This is a genomic window from Microbacterium sp. CCNWLW41 (assembly GCF_037083505.1).
The window spans coordinates 387087-403666 of sequence record NZ_JBAOJP010000001.1 but is presented as its reverse complement, the minus strand read 5'-3'; the positions used below and the strand labels follow the sequence as shown (position 1 = coordinate 403666).

Annotated in this window: 14 protein-coding genes; 9 read left to right on the top strand and 5 right to left on the bottom strand. The window is 71.6% G+C overall.

Annotated elements, in window-relative coordinates; genetic code table 11:
* Positions 1-22: 22 nt before the first annotated feature.
* On the top strand, positions 23-2017 hold the full coding sequence (gene recQ, locus V6R91_RS01695) for a DNA helicase RecQ (RefSeq protein WP_336393864.1): 1995 nt from the start codon (positions 23-25) through the stop codon (positions 2015-2017).
* 145 nt (positions 2018-2162) lie between these two features.
* Complete coding sequence (locus tag V6R91_RS01690) at positions 2163-3200, top strand: hypothetical protein (protein ID WP_336393863.1); 1038 nt, start codon at positions 2163-2165, stop codon at positions 3198-3200.
* A 96-nt stretch (positions 3201-3296) separates the two neighbouring features.
* Here the strand turns inward: V6R91_RS01690 and V6R91_RS01685 are convergent, their stop codons facing one another.
* On the bottom strand, positions 3297-3758 hold the full coding sequence (locus tag V6R91_RS01685) for a GNAT family N-acetyltransferase (RefSeq protein ID WP_336393862.1): 462 nt from the start codon (positions 3756-3758) through the stop codon (positions 3297-3299).
* Positions 3759-4192: 434 nt separating this feature from the next.
* On the opposite strand from V6R91_RS01685, the gene V6R91_RS01680 reads away from it, so the two are divergent.
* Positions 4193-5878, top strand: coding sequence for a formate--tetrahydrofolate ligase (locus V6R91_RS01680; RefSeq protein WP_336393861.1), 1686 nt, complete (start codon positions 4193-4195; stop codon positions 5876-5878).
* Between the two features lie 58 nt (positions 5879-5936).
* Here V6R91_RS01680 and V6R91_RS01675 read toward each other — a convergent pair whose 3' ends face one another.
* Both V6R91_RS01675 and V6R91_RS01670 read right to left on the bottom strand, forming a co-directional pair.
* On the bottom strand, positions 5937-7211 hold the full coding sequence (locus V6R91_RS01675; RefSeq protein ID WP_336393860.1) for a GNAT family N-acetyltransferase: 1275 nt from the start codon (positions 7209-7211) through the stop codon (positions 5937-5939).
* Between the two features lie 59 nt (positions 7212-7270).
* Positions 7271-7630, bottom strand: a complete 360-nt coding sequence (locus V6R91_RS01670; RefSeq protein ID WP_336393859.1) for a VOC family protein — start codon at positions 7628-7630, stop codon at positions 7271-7273.
* A gap of 196 nt (positions 7631-7826) precedes the next feature.
* On the opposite strand from V6R91_RS01670, the gene V6R91_RS01665 reads away from it, so the two are divergent.
* Entirely contained in the window at positions 7827-9932 is a 2106-nt protein-coding gene (locus tag V6R91_RS01665) for an acyl-CoA dehydrogenase family protein (protein WP_336393858.1), read from the top strand.
* A gap of 9 nt (positions 9933-9941) precedes the next feature.
* Here V6R91_RS01665 and V6R91_RS01660 read toward each other — a convergent pair whose 3' ends face one another.
* Positions 9942-10340: a glucose-6-phosphate dehydrogenase gene (locus tag V6R91_RS01660; protein ID WP_336393857.1), complete on the bottom strand. Its 399-nt coding sequence runs from the start codon at positions 10338-10340 to the stop codon at positions 9942-9944.
* Positions 10341-10533: 193 nt separating this feature from the next.
* On the bottom strand, positions 10534-11082 hold the full coding sequence (locus V6R91_RS01655) for a type 1 glutamine amidotransferase domain-containing protein (RefSeq protein WP_336393856.1): 549 nt from the start codon (positions 11080-11082) through the stop codon (positions 10534-10536).
* 73 nt (positions 11083-11155) lie between these two features.
* Here V6R91_RS01655 and V6R91_RS01650 point away from each other — a divergent pair, with 73 nt between their 5' ends.
* From V6R91_RS01650 to V6R91_RS01630, 5 genes are all read left to right on the top strand, one after another.
* Positions 11156-11725 carry a DNA-3-methyladenine glycosylase I gene (locus tag V6R91_RS01650; RefSeq protein ID WP_336393855.1) on the top strand — a complete coding sequence of 190 codons (570 nt, stop codon included), beginning with the start codon at positions 11156-11158 and terminating at the stop codon, positions 11723-11725.
* An 80-nt stretch (positions 11726-11805) separates the two neighbouring features.
* Positions 11806-12963: a hypothetical protein gene (locus V6R91_RS01645; protein ID WP_336393854.1), complete on the top strand. Its 1158-nt coding sequence runs from the start codon at positions 11806-11808 to the stop codon at positions 12961-12963.
* A 159-nt stretch (positions 12964-13122) separates the two neighbouring features.
* Positions 13123-13353, top strand: a complete 231-nt coding sequence (locus tag V6R91_RS01640) for a hypothetical protein (protein ID WP_336393853.1) — start codon at positions 13123-13125, stop codon at positions 13351-13353.
* The gene (locus V6R91_RS01635) at positions 13350-13778 is read left to right on the top strand and encodes a TA system VapC family ribonuclease toxin (RefSeq protein ID WP_336393852.1); all 429 of its coding nucleotides are present in this window, start codon (positions 13350-13352) and stop codon (positions 13776-13778) included. Before V6R91_RS01640 ends, V6R91_RS01635 begins: the two co-directional genes overlap by 4 nt.
* Before the next feature lie 301 nt (positions 13779-14079).
* A complete protein-coding gene (locus tag V6R91_RS01630; protein ID WP_336393851.1) occupies positions 14080-16428 on the top strand; it encodes an excinuclease ABC subunit UvrA in 2349 nt (782 codons plus the stop codon).
* The last annotated feature ends 152 nt before the right edge of the window (positions 16429-16580 follow it).

The window sequence follows — 16580 nt, the reverse complement described above, 5'->3', positions numbered from 1 at the left end:
GGCCGCGGTTACCCTGGAAGCGATGACGATCCCGCAGGGCGACCCGTACGCCGATCTCGCGTGGGAGGCCGACGAGGTCGCGCCTCCGCCGGACGACTCCTGGGCGCCCCCGGAGGACGGGTGGATGCCTCCGTCCGACCCCCTCGCGGCCGGGTCGGCGCCGATCGATCCCTTCGCCGACGCGGGGCCCCGCCGGGACTTCACCGGCACCGACGCGCGCGCCGTGCTGCGCGAGGTGTACGGCTACGACGCCTTCCGCGGCGAGCAGGACGCCATCGTCGACCACGTGATCGCCGGCGGGGACGCCGTCGTGCTGATGCCCACGGGCGGCGGCAAGAGCGTCTGCTACCAGGTGCCCGCGCTCGTGCGCCCCGGCACCGGCCTCGTCGTCAGCCCGCTCATCGCGCTCATGCACGACCAGGTCGACGCCCTCGTCGCCAACGGCGTCCGGGCGGCCTACCTCAACTCGACCCAGGCGCCCGCGGAGCGGGCGGCGGTCGAACGCGCCTTCCTCGCGGGCGAGCTCGACCTGCTGTACGTCGCCCCGGAGCGGCTCAACACCGAGACGACGCTGCGCTTCCTCGCCCGGGGCCGGCTGAGCGTGATCGCGATCGACGAGGCCCACTGCGTGTCGCAGTGGGGCCACGACTTCCGGCCCGACTACCTCGCGCTGGGCGCGCTCGCCGAGCGGTTCCCCGGCGTCCCGCGTCTCGCGCTGACCGCGACGGCGACCCCTGCCACGCATCGCGAGATGACCGAGCGGCTGCAGCTGCCCCGCGCGCGCCACTTCGTGGCGAGCTTCGACCGCCCGAACATCCAGTACCGCATCGAGGCGAAGTCCGACCCGCGCCGTCAGCTCGTCGCCTTCATCCGCTCCCAGGGCGCCGGTGCCGCCGGCATCGTCTACGCGCTCAGCCGCAAGTCGGTGGAGCAGACGGCCGAGTTCCTCTCCGCGCAGGGCGTCGACGCGCTGCCGTACCACGCGGGCCTGCCGGCCGAGACGCGCAGCGCGAACCAGTCGCGGTTCCTGCGCGAGGACGGCGTGGTCATGGTCGCCACCATCGCGTTCGGCATGGGCATCGACAAGCCCGACGTCCGCTTCGTCGCCCACATCGACCTGCCGAAGTCGGTCGAGGGCTACTACCAGGAGACGGGTCGGGCCGGCCGTGACTGCGAGGCATCCGTCGCCTGGATGGCCTACGGGCTCGGCGACGTCGTGCAGCAGCGCCGCATGATCGACCAGTCGCCCGGCGATCGGGCGTTCAAGACCCGGCTGGGCCAGCACCTCGACGCGATGCTCGGCCTGTGCGAGACGGTCGGATGCCGCCGCCAGAACCTGCTCGCGTACTTCGGCGAGCCCTCCCAGCCGTGCGGCAACTGCGACACCTGCCTCGAGGCTCCCGAGACGTGGGACGGTCTCGTCCCCGCGCAGAAGCTGCTCTCGACGATCGTGCGCCTGCAGCGCGAGCGCGGTCAGGCCTTCGGCGCGGGACATCTCATCGACATCCTTCGCGGCGCCCAGAACGACCGCATCCGCCAGCAGGGGCACGACGCCCTGTCGACCTACGGGCTGGGCGCCGACCTCAGCGAGCAGGACTGGCGCAGCGTGGTCCGTCAGCTGCTGGCGCGCGGCATCCTGGTCGCCCGCGGCGAATACGGCACCCTCGCCCTCGGTGAGCCTGCCGCCGGCGTCCTGCGCGGCGAGACCCCGGTGCCGCTGCGTCGCGATGTGATGGGACGCTCCGGCGGCGTCGCCCGGGTGCGCAAGACCAACGCGCCCGACAGCCTCAACCCGGCCGATGTCGGCGTGTTCGAGGCGCTGCGCGCCTGGCGGGCCGGCGTCGCGAAGGACCTCGGCGTGCCGGCGTACATCGTGTTCGGCGATGCGACGCTGCGGGCTCTCGCCGAGCGGCGGCCCGGATCGCTCGCCGACCTCGACGGGGTCGCGGGCATCGGCGCGAAGAAGCGCGAGGCGTACGGCGAGGCCGTGCTCGGCGTCATCCGCGAGGCCGCGTAGGGCGGCGGCCGACGCTCGTCCCAGCGCATCGGGTGGCGGCATCCGTCCCCTCCGCCGACCGCATTCCGATGAGGGAATGCATCCGTTCTCGATCCGTTATGAGGGCGACCGATCCCGCGGTCGGGCGTGCACTACCGTGAGCGACATGACGACTCCTCGCCTCGCCGTCGCCGCCCTGATCGCCGTCGCTGCCCTGCTGACCGGCTGTGCGGGCACCCCGGCGGCGACGCAGTCGCCGTCCACCGTCGAGCCACGGCCCAGCGCCACGCCGACGCCGACTCCGGAGCCCGCGCAGGCCGCGGTGCCCTTCGACGGAGACTGCGCGCGCATCCTTCCGGCCGACGTGCTCGCCGACGTCTTCGACGGGGAGGAGCCCACCGTGCGGGAGCAGAGCTATCTGCGCGGCGTCATGCCCGACCCCTCGGGCTCGCTCGCACAGCTGGGCGGACTGGCCTGCCTCTGGGTGGCGGAGACGTCGCAGATCGAGCGGCTGGCGGTCGTGGTCGCGCCGGTCGGGGCCGTTCCGGCTGAGCTCGTCGCAGCGCGCGAGGCCTACTCCTGCTACGAGTGGGGCATCTGCGGGCGCGGCGAGATCCGCTCCGGCATGTGGGTGCTCGCCGAGGCGCCGCAGCTCCAGCAGCGGGAGACGGCTTCACCGGAGGAGACGGAGCTCCTGACCGCGGCGGTCGACACCGCGATCCAGTCGGTCTTCGCGCATGAGCAGGAGGAGTTCGCCGGCACCCCGACGGCGCCGGCCGAGGACTGGTGGGACCTGCCGGCCTGCGACGCCTTCGAACCCGCCGTCACCGCCGCGGCGGGGATGACCGCGCCCGAGCGGGGATTCCCCGGTGACAACGTCCCCGAAGGCGCCGCGTGGGACATCATCATCGCGGCGGGCGTCGCCCAGTGGTGCCCCTGGTACGACCTCTCCAGCGGCTCGGCGCGCACCGCCGAGCTCTACCTGCAGGCGGGCGTCGGTGCGCCCTCCGACGCCCAGCTCGCGGTCGCGGAGGCCACGCCGATCACCATGCCGGGGGCGGATGCCGCCTACCGCTTCGCGCACGAGAAGAGCAGTGCGCGCTCCGTCGAGGTGCTGGTCGTCGTCGGACCCAACCGCCTCCTGGCGACCGGTGACGACGCCGAGGCGGTCGCGGCCGCGGCGCTGGAGCTCCTGGCGGGCTAGGCCGGTGCGACCGCGGCGTCGGCGGGCGGCATCCGTCAACGTCGCCGAGGTCCGCGCGGCGCGGCTCGCACCGGGCGCTGCGGCGGGCCGTGCGGGTCAGAGCTCCTGCGAGAAGTAGAAGGCCCGTTCACCGGTGTCGGGGTCCGCCCCGAGGAATCCATGGCGCTCGTAGAAGCGCTGCGCGTCGACGTCGCCCTCGTCGACGTTGATCTCGATCGCCGAGACCCCGCCCCGGCGGCACTCCGCCACGAGACGGTCGACGATCGCGCCGCCGATGCCGGCCCCGCGCGCATGCGGCGCGACGTACATCTCGTCGAGCAGCGCGACCGGTCCGGGGTACCAGACGTTGGAACGCAGCGTCACGAGCGCGACGCCGACCGCGGGGTCGCCGCCGAGCAGCGCGAACGTGTGCGGCTCGGCCAGCAGCTCACGCAGCCGCTCGGCCAGCGCGGGCGCGCCCGGGGACGGGGTGTCGAACTCGGTGTTGAAGGCGTGGAGCAGCTCGGCGACGAGATCGGCGTCGTCGACGGCGGCCCTGCGCACGACTCGATCGGGCATGCCCCCACCGTAGGCCTCGTCCCCCGCCGGCCCCACCCCCTCAGCCCCGTATCCCTCCTGCCCCCTCCTGCCCCCTCCTGCCCCCTCCCGTTCCCGCCGACGAACCGCGATCTCGTCGAACAGCCACGTTGTCGGCGCCGACAGCGGGGTTACTCGCCGACATCGCGGTATCTCGGCGAGGGGGTGGGGGCCGCGGCAGCCCGGGGTTTCTCGCCGACATCGCGTTCTCGCCGACATCGCGGTTTCTCGTCGAAGAACCACGTCCTCGGCGCCGACAGCGGGGTTACTCGCCGACATCGCGGTTTCTCGGCTAGGGGGTGGGGGCCCGCGGCAGCCCGGGGACTCGGCGAGATCGCGGTTTCTCGGCGCGGGGGGCGCCCCGCGGTAGCCTGACGCGCAGGAGCGGGCGACGGCGCCCGCCGACGGGGAGCGACGTGGCCACGAGCAACATCGAGATCGCACAGCAGGCCGACCTCTGGCCGATCGGCCGGATCGCCGAGGGCCTCGGCATCCCCGACGACGAGCTCGAGCCGTACGGCCGGTACAAGGCGAAGGTGTCGCTGCGGCACCTGCGCACGCTGCGCGACAAGCCCCGCGGCCGCCTCGTCCTGATGACCGCCGTGTCGCCGACGCCGGCCGGCGAGGGCAAGACGACCACGACCGTGGGCCTGGGCGACGCGCTCACCCGGATCGGCGAGCGCGCCATGATCTGCCTGCGCGAGCCGGCCCTCGGTCCGGTGTTCGGCATGAAGGGCGGCGCCGCCGGCGGCGGATACGCCCAGGTCGTGCCGATGGAAGACATCAACCTCCACTTCACGGGCGACTTCTCGGCCATCGCCATCGCCACGAATCTGCTCGCCGCGCTCATCGACAACCACGTGCACCACGGCAACGAGCTCGGCATCGACGTGCGCCGCGTGACCTGGCGCCGCGTGCTCGACGTGAACGACCGAGCCCTGCGCGACACCGTCGTGGGGCTCGGCGGACCCTCCAACGGCTACCCGCGCGAGGCGGGGTTCGACATCGTCGTGGCCAGCGAGGTGATGGCGATCTTCTGCCTGGCCACCGACCTCGCCGACCTCAAGGAACGGCTCGGTGAGATCGTCGTCGCCTACACGCGCGACCGCCGTGCGATCCGCGCGCGCGACCTGCAAGCGCACGGCGCCATGGCCGCGGTGCTGCGCGACGCGCTCGCGCCCAACCTGGTGCAGACGCTCGAGCACACGCCCGCCTTCGTGCACGGCGGACCGTTCGCCAACATCGCGCACGGCTGCAACTCGTACCTCGCGACGGATTCGGCGCTGCGACTGGCGGACTACGTCGTCACCGAGGCCGGCTTCGGCGCGGATCTCGGCGCCGAGAAGTTCGTCGACATCCTCTGCCGCACCACGGGCCTCCGGCCGGACGCTGCCGTCGTCGTCGCCACCGTGCGCGCGATGAAGTACCACGGCGGCGTCGAGGTCGCGGACCTGCCGCACGAGAACGTGGCGGCGCTCCGGCGCGGCACGGCCAACCTCGTCCGGCACCTCGAGACGGTGCGCGACACGTGGGGCATCCCCGCGGTCGTCGCGATCAACCATCGCGCGGAGGACACGGATGCCGAGATCGCGGCGCTCATCGCCGCCGCCGAGGCGGTCGGGGCGAAGGCGGTCGCCGCGAGGCACTTCGCCGAGGGCGGCGCCGGGGCCGAGGACCTCGCCCGCGAGGTCGTGCGGATCTGCGAGGAGCCGCGCGCCGAGGCATCCGCTCTGCACTTCACGTATCCCGACGACGCGACGCTGTGGCAGAAGATGACGGCGATCGCGACGCGGATCTACGGGGCGTCCGAGGTCACCGCATCGACGGCGGTGCGCGCCCAGATCAAGCGCCTGCAGGACGAGGGGTACGGGGGCTACCCGGTGTGCGTCGCCAAGACGCAGTACTCCTTCTCGACCGACCCGAAGCTGCGCGGGGCCCCGACCGGCCACGCCGTCGACATCCGCGAGGTGCGCCTCGCGGCCGGCGCCCGGTTCGTCGTCATGGTGTGCGGCGACATCATGACCATGCCCGGCCTGCCCGCCGTGCCGGCGGCGAACAGCATCGACGTCGACGACGACGGCCGGATCGTCGGGCTCTTCTGACGCGAGTCACGCGCTTCGGTCGTGTCAGGCCCGCGGATGCACGCGGCGCGAGCCGGTTTCAGGCCGGCGGGAAGGACCGCACCCGCTGCACGCGCAGCGCGTGGGGGAGCGCCGCGGCGTCGCGCGTGCCGTCGGCCCGCGGGAACTCGTAGACGTCGAGCATGAGCTGCACCGGGTAGTCGATGGACTGCGCCGCCGTCTTGACCCAGCGCCCATCGACGAAGAAGCGCAGCCGGTCACCCGTCCACTCCACCGCGTAGTCGTGGAACTCGGTGAGGTCGCCGTCGACGCGAATCTTCTCGAAGTCCTCGCGAAGCCGGGGGTCGTTCTGGGGCTTGATCCCGACGCCGACCCAGCCTCCACCCTCGTCGATCTCGCTGCCGAAGATCTCGGCGATGCAGATCTCGCCGCAGTCGTCTGGGCGCTGCTCGAAGCCGATCGGCCAGAACGCCACCATCACGTCCGGATGCCGGAGCGCGGCGAGCCGCACCTCGATGACGCCGTGGTGCACGAGCCACAGCCGGTGCTGCGGCTGCTCCTGGCGCACCCTGAGCCCAGGGCGGAAGCGATGCTGCCCCATCTCGCTGCCGAGAGGTCCCGAGAACTGCCCGGTCTGCAGATGCGAGACGCGCAGGTCGCCGTCGAGGTCGGGCGCCCAGGGTGCGGTGTCGGCGTCGATCCGCAGCTCGAGCGCGCCGTGGTCGACGCGCCACCGCGCGGCCGCGGCATCCCGCGACGACCAGTGCGGCGTGTAGAACGGCCACCAGCGCTCCGCGTCCAGAGCGGGCGAAGCGAACGTCTCGTCGACGTCGGGCACACGGCCGGCGAGGTCGAGGGGAGACATGTCGAGCACCCAGACGTTGAAGGCCAGCTCGCCGCCGCGCCAGGGCCCGGTGCCGGTGCCGCGATGCTCGAATCCGGCAGAGCGGCACAGCGCATTCGAGGCGGGATTGTCGACGCCCGGGTATGCCACGAGCAGTTCGCGGTCACCGCGCCGTGCGACCTCGCGGACGACGAGCCGCAGCGCCGCCCGCGCGAGGCCGTGTCTCTGCCATTCGGGGAACACGTTCCATCCGGTCTCCCACGCCGGCGCGCCGTCGTGCTCGACCGGCCAGTACCCGATGCCGCCGACAGCCACCCCGTCGGCCTCGATGCGGTACATCGCCGCGGTGCCCTCCGCGGTCAGGCGCAGATACCGTGCGTGGCGCTCCTCGAGCTCGGCCGGCGTCTCGGGGCCGCCGAGGTACGCGGTCATCTCCGGCGTGTTGGCGCGCTCGAGCAACGGCAGGTCGTCGGGTCCCCACGGCTCCAGCGTCACGATGCGGTCGGCCATCCGGTCCATTGTCGCCGCCGCTCCCGACACTCCCGGGTCCCACGCGTCGACCGGCTGCCTCAGCGGTCGGTGACGAGGAGGGTGTTGCCGTCGGGGTCGGTCGCCGTGAAGAACAGGCACCGCGCCGGATCCCCGAGCACGTCGCCCGGGTGCGCGCCGAGTCGGGCGAGGCGCTCGCGGGCCACCGCGAGGTCGTCGACGCGGAAGTTGCAGGTAGCCCAGCGCAGGCCGGGCGCGGTGTGGATGCCGCTCGCCGGCCCCATCAGGGTCACCTGGCCATGCGAGCCGGCCACGACGCTCGACGCGTCCGACGACTCGACGACGTCGAGCTCGAACGCGTCGGCGTACCAGAGCGCCCCGGCGCGAGGGTCGTGCACCGGGATGAAGGCCGTCGTGATGGCGGTCGGCGGAGGCGTCATGCCGACGAGCCTAGGACTCCCCGGCCCGAGGGGGGAGGCCTGCGACCGGCACGCACCTGTGCGTCTCGCACAACCCGGGCGCGCGACGCCTGGCCCTCGGATTGTAGACATCCACCAGCGGCTTTGATGACCGCTTGTGGGAGTCCTACGGTCGGAGAGAACTTGCTCCTGTCCATTGCACCGAGAGGTGATGCACATGGCCGACGCCGCCGTCCGCACCAAGAAGCCCGCCACCAGCAAGCGCACGCCCGCCGGCGGCGCCCCCACCGCGCCGCACACGGCGGCTGAGGCATCCGAGCCCCGCATCGACGTCGCCGCCGTCACCGATCTGCTGCTGGGCACATGGGGCGAGACCCGCCGCGAGGCCCGCGAGATGATCAAGGACCCGGCGTTCTGGCGCATCGACGGCCTGCCGATGGCCGAGCACCGCGAGCGCGTCCTGACGCAGCTGCACCTGCTCGTCGAGCACGGCGGCTCGCGCCGCGCGATGCCCGAGAAGTTCGGCGGCCTGAACGACAACGGCGCCAACATCGCCGGCTTCCAGGAGCTCGTGCTCGCCGACCCGAGCCTTCAGATCAAGTCGGGCGTGCAGTGGGGCCTCTTCGGGTCCGCGATCTTCCAGCTGGGCACCGAGAAGCACCACGAGGAGTGGCTGCCCGGCGTCATCGACATGTCGCTGCCGGGCGCGTTCGCGATGACCGAGACCGGCCACGGCTCGGACGTCGCCGCCATCGGCACGACGGCCACCTACGACCCCGCCGCCGAGGAGTTCGTGATCCACACGCCGTTCCGCGGCGCGTACAAGGACTACCTCGGCAACGCCGCGCTGCACGGCAGAGCCGCGACGGTTTTCGCGCAGCTCATCACGGGCGGCGTCAACTACGGCGTGCACTGCTTCTTCGTGCCGATCCGCGACGACGAGGGCAACATGCTCCCCGGCATCGTCAGCGAGGACGACGGCGTCAAGGGCGGCCTGAACGGCATCGACAACGGCCGGCTCGCGTTCGACCACGTCCGGGTGCCTCGCTTCAACCTGCTCGACCGCTACGGGCAGGTCGCGGCCGACGGCTCGTACACGTCCGAGATCCCGAGCCCCGGCCGCCGCTTCTTCACCATGCTCGGCGCGCTCGTGCAGGGCCGCGTGTCGCTGGACGGCGCCGCGACGACCGGCACCGCGCTCGCCCTGTACATCGCCCTGACGTACGCGAACCAGCGCCGGCAGTTCGACTCGGGCACCGGCACCGAAGAGGTCGTGCTGCTGGACTACGGAAAGCACCAGCGGCGCCTGCTGCCCCTGCTCGCCCAGAACTACGCGCAGTTCTTCAGCCACGACGAGCTGCTGAAGAAGTTCGACGGCGTCTTCTCGGGCCGCCACGACACCCCCGAGGAGCGCGAGGACCTCGAGACGCTGGCCGCGGCGCTCAAGCCGCTGTCGACGTGGAACGCGCTGGACACCATCCAGGAGGCCCGCGAGGCGTGCGGCGGCTCGGGCTTCCTCGCCGAGAACCGCATGGTGGGGCTGCACCAGGACCTCGACGTCTACGTGACGTTCGAGGGCGACAACAACGTCCTGCTCCAGCTGGTCGGCAAGCGGCTGCTGGCCGACTACGCCAAGCAGTTCAAGGGAGCGGATGCCGCGACCCTCGCCCGCTTCGCCGTCGGGCAGACCGCGGGCAAGCTGTTCCACGGCGCGGGCCTGCGGCAGCTGGGTCAGGCGGTGGCCGACTTCGGCTCCACCGCACGCTCGGTGGAGCTGGGCCTGCGGGCCGACCAGCAGCACGAGCTGCTCGCCGGGCGCGTGCAGCAGATGGTGGCCGACGTGGCCGCGGCCCTGCGCCCCGCGTCCAAGCTGCCGCAGTCCGAGGCCGCGGCCCTGTTCAACAGTCACCAGGCCGAGCTCATCGAGGCTGCTCGGGCGCACGCCGAGCTGCTGCAGTGGGAGGCGTTCACCGACGGCGTGAACCGCGTCTCCGACGAGGGCACGAAGCACGTCCTGCGGTGGCTGCGCGATCTCTTCGGCCTGCACCTGATCGAGAAGCACCTCGCGTGGTACCTCATCAACGGGAGGCTGTCGACGCAGCGCGCGGCATCCGTCTCGCGCTACATCGACCGGCTCGCCGCGCGGCTGCGTCCGCACGCTCAGGATCTCGTGGACGCCTTCGGCTTCGCCCCCGAGCATGTGCGCGCGCCGATCGCGTCGGGGGCCGAGCGCAAGCGCCAGGACGAGGCGCGGGAGTACTACCGCGCGCTCGCGGCGTCCGGCGAGGCGCCGGTGCCGGAGAAGTCCCTCAAGAAGAAGTAGCCCGGGGCCTCAGTCGGCCGACCAGCCGCAGATGCCGCACTCGCCCGTCGCCGACACCTCGACGAAGCAGTTCGGGCACATCGCGCGCTGCCGTTCCGGGATGACGGGCTTGGCGGGGCGCCGCTCGGCTGCGGGGCGCGACGCCCGTGCGCGGGTCGCCGGCGTCGTGGCCGGCTCCGGCCGGCGCTGCGCCTGCGGGACGTGTGCGGCGCAGTAGAACCGCACGTAGCCGTCGTGGTTCTTGGGGTGGCGGTGCTTGAAGGCCCACAGCTCGGTGCGCGCAAGCGGCGCGGAATCCGCCCCGCACGTGAAGCACCGCGTCGGCTCGCCAGGAACGACGTCTGCGACGAGGACCGGGGTCTCGAAGGGGACGGCGTCCCGCCAATCCGATGACGCGACGATCCTCATGCTGTTCCCTCCCGCCGGGGCGAGCGGTGGCCGCCCGACATTCCACCGTAAGCGACGTGCGGCCCGCTCGGGCAATCGCGGGATGACGACCGGGTGGCGAACGGATGCCGCGACCCCGCGATCCCCTCCGGGGTACGCCATCCCGCGGGCGCCGCCGCACGACTGCCCGTGCAGCGGCGGCCCGTGCCGGGGGTCAGACGGTCTGGCCCGAGTGCGTGCCTTCGGCGATCTCTTCGACGACCTTGGCGTTGAAGGCCGGCAGGTCGTCGGGCGTCCGGCTCGACACGAGTCCCTGGTCGACCACGACCTCCTCGTCCACCCACGTCGCACCCGCGTTGCGCAGGTCGGTCTTGAGGCTCGGATAGCTCGTCAGCGTTCGACCGCCGACGACGTCGGCCTCGACGAGCAGCCAGCCGCCATGGCAGATCACGCCGACAGGCTTGTGCTGCTCGAAGAACGCCCGGCCGAACGCGACGGCGTCCACGTCCATCCGCAGGTGGTCGGCGTTCACGACGCCGCCGGGAAGCACGAGCGCGTCGTACTCGGCGGCGTCCGCCTGCGACGCCGAGAGGTCCACCGACTGCCGGTGTCCGTTCTTGCCCTCGATCTCGCCGCCCTCCGGTGCCACCATCACGGCGGTAGCGCCGGCAGAGGTGACGGCCTCCCAGGGGGAGGTGAGCTCACTGTCTTCGTATCCGTTCGTCGCGAGGAACGCGACCTTCTTTCCGGTGAGATCAGTCATGGCCGCCACGTTACGTGCGGCACCGTTCTCCCCAGAGGGGCTTGACAGTCCAGGCCGGCCCTAGGCTGGCGCGGTGAGTACCGACGTCCGCCTCGGCGCCGACGGCCGCGCGCGCTGCGCGTGGGTCGGCGACGACCTCGAGTACGCCCGCTACCACGACGAGGAGTGGGGCGTCGCGCTCCACGGCGACCGCGCGCTGTTCGAGAAGATGAGCCTCGAGGGGTTCCAGGCCGGCCTGTCGTGGATCACGATCCTGCGCAAGCGACCGCGATTCCGCGAGGTGTTCGCCGGCTTCGAGCCCGAGGTCGTGGCCGCATTCGGCGAGGGTGACGTCGCGCGGTTGATGACGGATGCCGGCATCATCCGCAACCGCGCCAAGATCGAGGCCACGATCTCCAACGCCCGCCTGGTCGCCGACCTCGCGCCGGGGGAGCTCGACGAGTTCATGTGGTCGTTCGCACCGGCATCCCACCGCCGTCCCCTCACCTTCGCGGACGTGCCCGCCACGACCGCCGCGTCCGACGCGCTCAGCAAGGCGCTGCGCAAGCGCGGGTTCCGGTTCGTGGGGCCGACCACGATGTACGCGCTCATGCAATCGGCCGGCATGGTCGACGACCACGTCGCGGGGTGCTGGCGGGCGTAGGCCACCCCCGCGGCGGGGACGCCCATTCGGGGCGCGTGGAGGACCTTGACAGCGGGTCGGCCCGGGGCCATCATCCGGTCATGGGGAGTGGGGCGCGGCGCGCTCTGGGGGCCGCCGTCGCAGCATGCATGCTGCTATGTGGATGCACGCCGATTCGTGTCGTCGATCCGGACGCGACGGCGCCGCCGTCACCCTCACCGAGCCCTTCGGCCGGCACGGCGGCATGGCGCACGTCGTCCGAACTGCCTGAGGTCGTGACGTTCGCCGCCGGTGACGGCCTGCGCTCGGGGCCATGGCGCGTGGGGTGGAATCACACACGCCTGTGGGGCGGCGGCTACACCTACGTGCTGTCGACCGGAAGTCAGGACGAGGGACTGTGGAACTACACGCAGACGTCGACCGGATGCGACATCCTCCTGATCCAAGATCACGACGTCGACGACAGCGACGATCTGACCGCGTCGGACGCCGCACTGGCTGTGTTCAGCAAGGTGGATCCCACGTCCTTCGGCGATCTCGTCTTCGAGAGCACGGCGAGCATCTCGGGTACGCCGTCGCGGCTGCAGTTCCACTCCATCGCCGCCACTCGGGAGGGGACGGGCGAACATGCTCTCGTCCATTCGACGCGCGTGCTGGCGACCGCCGACACCGAGCTATCGATGAGGATCGAGTGTCCCGAAGGCGCGGACGCCATCGCGGCGGCGAACCTGCTGCTCGACGAGCTGACCGTCGACGTCCGACGCCCCGACGATCCTGTCGACTTCGAGGCGACCGCCGGACATGTGCCCGACGAGTCCGTCTGGCAGGACTCCGCGCTCGTCGAAGGCGCGTGGACACTCACCACGCCTGACGACGGGGGAGCCTGGGGTTACACGTCCTCTGACGGGGACTGCACCGTCGACTTCCAGCAGATGCGCCTTGACGAGACCGACCGCGCGGCGCCCGACGACGAAGTCGCGACAGACCGGCTCGTCGCGTGGTGGGTCGGCTGGCCTGAGGAGGAGGTCGCCGCGGCAGGGGAGGACGGGTACCTCGGCTACGGTCCGCCGTCCAACCGCATCCTCTCGGCCCGCGCGCTGGAGGGCGACGACGGCGCGCGGAACTGGGCACTGATGGCGCGGGCATTCCGGCAGCCCGGTCTCGCATTCTTCGTCGACGTGTGGTGTACCCAGCGGAATGCCGCCGATGCCCTCGAAGAGATACTCGGCAGCGCGTCCGTGGTCCCTCCCGGCTGGTGACCCGGCAGCCGCGAATCTGCCGCGTCGCTTCCGGGGTCCACCCCACCGGCGGCAACTGAGACCGGTTTCGGGGCCCTCCTGACGGCGCACACCACCACGTAGAAGGGTGCTGGCGGGCCGCCCGTTGACGCATGATGCGTGATGCATGATGATCGATGCATGCGCACCACTCTCACGATCGACGACGACGTGCTCGCCGCGGCGAAGCAATTCGCGGACGCGCGGGGCATCACGCTCGGCGAGGCCGTGTCGCAGCTGGCCCGGGCGACGCTGACCGAGCGGCAGCGCCACGGCGGCACCCGCAACGGCATCGTGCTCCTGCCCACGCCGCCCGGGGCGGGACGCGCCACCCTGGACGACGTCAACGAGCTGCGGGACGACTCCGCGTGACCCGCCACCTGCTCGACGTGAACGCGGTGATCGCGCTCATCGACCCCCTGCACGTGCACCACGAGCGCGCGCACCGCTGGTTCGCGTCGCGCGGCGGCGCGCCGTGGCACACCTGCCCGCTGGTGCAGAACGGCGTCGTCCGGGTCGTGAGCCACCCGAAGTACTCCAACAGCCAGCCGGCGCCGGTCGTGCTGGCCAGCCTCGCGAGCCTCGCCGCGCGAGAGGACCATGCGTTCCTCCCCGACACCGTCAGCCTGCTCGACAGCTCCGTCCACACCGAGCGGCTGCTGGCCAGCTCGCAGGTGACCGACACCTACCTGCTGCACCTCGCGGCCTCGAACGACGCGCTGCTGGCGACCTTCGACACCCGCATCGTCACGTCGGCGGTCCCGTCAGGGGCGACGGTGCTCTTCCCGATCCCGTAGCCGACCGGGCGTCCGGGCGCCCGTTCTCCCGGGTTTGGGGCGCACCCCGGACGTTCGGGGCGCACGCAGCGCGCCCCGAACGGTCGCGACGCGCCCCAAACCCGGAAGAGGGGCCAGGGCGCGGCCACCTGAGCGGCGGCATCCGTCTCCCGTCCTTTCCGGGTTCGGGGCGCACGCCGCGCATTCGGGGCGCACGCCGCGCGCCCCGAACGGTCGCGACGCGCCCCGAACCCGGTGGCGACCCGGGACCGAGCAGGATCGAGGAAGCGGGGTGTCCGGGTCGCCCGGCATACTCGTGCGCATGGCATCCCATATCGCTGACTCGCACGAGGTCATCCGGGTGGTCGGCGCGCGAGAGAACAACCTCAAGAACGTGTCGGTCGAGATCCCCAAGCGGCGGCTCACCGTCTTCACCGGCGTCAGCGGCTCGGGCAAGTCCTCGCTCGTCTTCGGCACCATCGCGAGCGAGTCGCAGCGCCTCATCAACGAGACGTATCCGACCTTCGTGCAGCAGTTCATGGGACAGCTGAGCCGACCCGAGGTCGACGCGCTCGAGAACGTCAGCCCGGCGATCATCGTCGACCAGGAGCGCATGGGCTCCAACGCCCGCTCGACGGTGGGCACCGCGACGGACGCGCACGCGATGCTGCGCCTGCTGTTCAGCCGCATCGGCGTGCCGCACGTCGGCTCGCCGCAGGCCTTCTCGTTCAACATCCCGTCCGTGTCGGGCGCCGGTGCCATCACCCTCGAGAAGGGCGGCAAGAAGGTCAAGGAGCGCCGGTCATTCGAGATCACGGGCGGCATGTGCCCGCGCTGCGAGGGCCTGGGCGAGGTCAGCGACGTCGACCTGGACGAGCTCTACGACAAGACGAAGTCGCTCGCCGACGGGGCCCTGAAGATCCCGGGCTACAGCGTCGACGGGTGGATGGTGAAGGGGTTCACCGAGTCCGGGTTCGTCGACCCCGCCAAGCCGATCCAGGACTACACCGAGCAGGAGCTCGCCGACTTCCTCCACAAGGAGCCGACGAAGGTCAAGATCGCCGGCATCAACATGACCTACGAGGGCCTGGTGCCCAAGATCACCAAGTCGATGCTGCAGAAGGACCGCGACTCGCTGCAGCCGCACATCCGCGCGTTCGTGGATCGCGCCGTGAAGTTCATGCCGTGCCCCGGCTGCGGAGGCACCCGGCTCAACGAGGGCGCCCGCTCGTCGAAGATCGACGGGACCAGCATCGCGGATGCCGCGGCCATGCAGATCACCGATCTGGCGACGTGGCTCGACACGGTCGACGATCCGTCGGTCGCCCCGCTCATCGCGGGACTGCGCCAGACCATCGCCTCGTTCATCGACATCGGCCTCGGCTATCTCTCGCTGGACCGCGCCTCGGGCACGCTGTCGGGCGGCGAGGCACAGCGCACCAAGATGATCCGGCACCTGGGCTCGCCTCTCACCGACATCAGCTACGTCTTCGACGAGCCCACCGCGGGTCTGCACCCCCACGACATCGCCCGGATGAACCGTCTGCTGCAGCAGCTGCGCGACAAGGGGAACACCGTCCTGGTCGTGGAGCACAAGCCCGAGGTCATCGAGATCGCCGACCACGTCGTCGACCTCGGCCCCGGAGCCGGCCGCGCGGGCGGCGAGGTGCAGTACGAGGGCGACGTCGCCGGTCTGCGCGCCTCGGGCACCATCACCGGGCGCCACCTCGACGACCGCGCGCGCCTGAAGGCGACGACCCGGCCGGCGAAGGGCGCGCTCGAGATCCGGGGGGCGACCCAGCACAACCTGAAGGACGTCGACGTCGACATCCCGCTCGGCATCCTGACGGTCGTCACGGGGGTCGCCGGCTCGGGCAAGTCGTCGCTCATCCACGGCAACGTCCCGGCGTTCGACGACGTCGTGGTCGTCGACCAGTCGCCCATCAAGGGCAACCGACGGTCGAGTCCGGCGACCTACACCGGCATCCTCGACACGATCCGCTCGGCCTTCGCCAAGGCCAACGGCGTCAAGCCCGCCCTGTTCAGCGCGAACTCCGAAGGCGCCTGCCCGGCGTGCCGGGGTCTCGGCGTCATCATCACCAATCTCGGGTTCACCCAGACGGTCGAGACGCTGTGCGAGCTGTGCGACGGCACCGGCTTCAGCGACGAGGTGCTGGAGTTCACCCTCGACGGGAAGAACATCGCCGAGGTGCTGGCGATGTCGGCGGCGGAGGCATCCGTCTTCTTCTCCAAGGGTCCCGCCCACACCACCCTGACCCGCATGATCGACGTGGGGCTCGGCTACCTCACCCTCGGGCAGGCGCTCAACACGCTGTCGGGCGGCGAGCGGCAGCGGCTCAAGCTCGCCATCTCGATGGCGAAGAAGGGCGCGATCTACGTGCTCGACGAGCCGACGACGGGCCTGCACCTGGCCGACGTCGAGAACATGCTCGGGATGCTCGACCGCCTCGTCGAGGCCGGCAACAGCGTCATCGTCATCGAGCACCACCAGGCGGTGATGGCCCACGCGGACTGGATCATCGATCTCGGCCCTGGTGCCGGGCACGACGGCGGCGCGATCGTGTTCGAAGGGACGCCCGCCGACCTCGTCGCGTCCGCGGACACCCTCACCGCCCACCATCTGCGCGAGTACGTCGCCGCCGCACGCTGAGTCCGCCGGAGGGTGGGTGATTGTCCCCATCGTTAGCCTCTGACCTGGGCGATTAGCATCGACACGATGGCACTGCCCGTCCCATCCCCGTGGTGGCTCGGGTTAGGCTGAATCATCCCCAGGTCTTCTGTGTGAGCGCCCGATGCCCCACG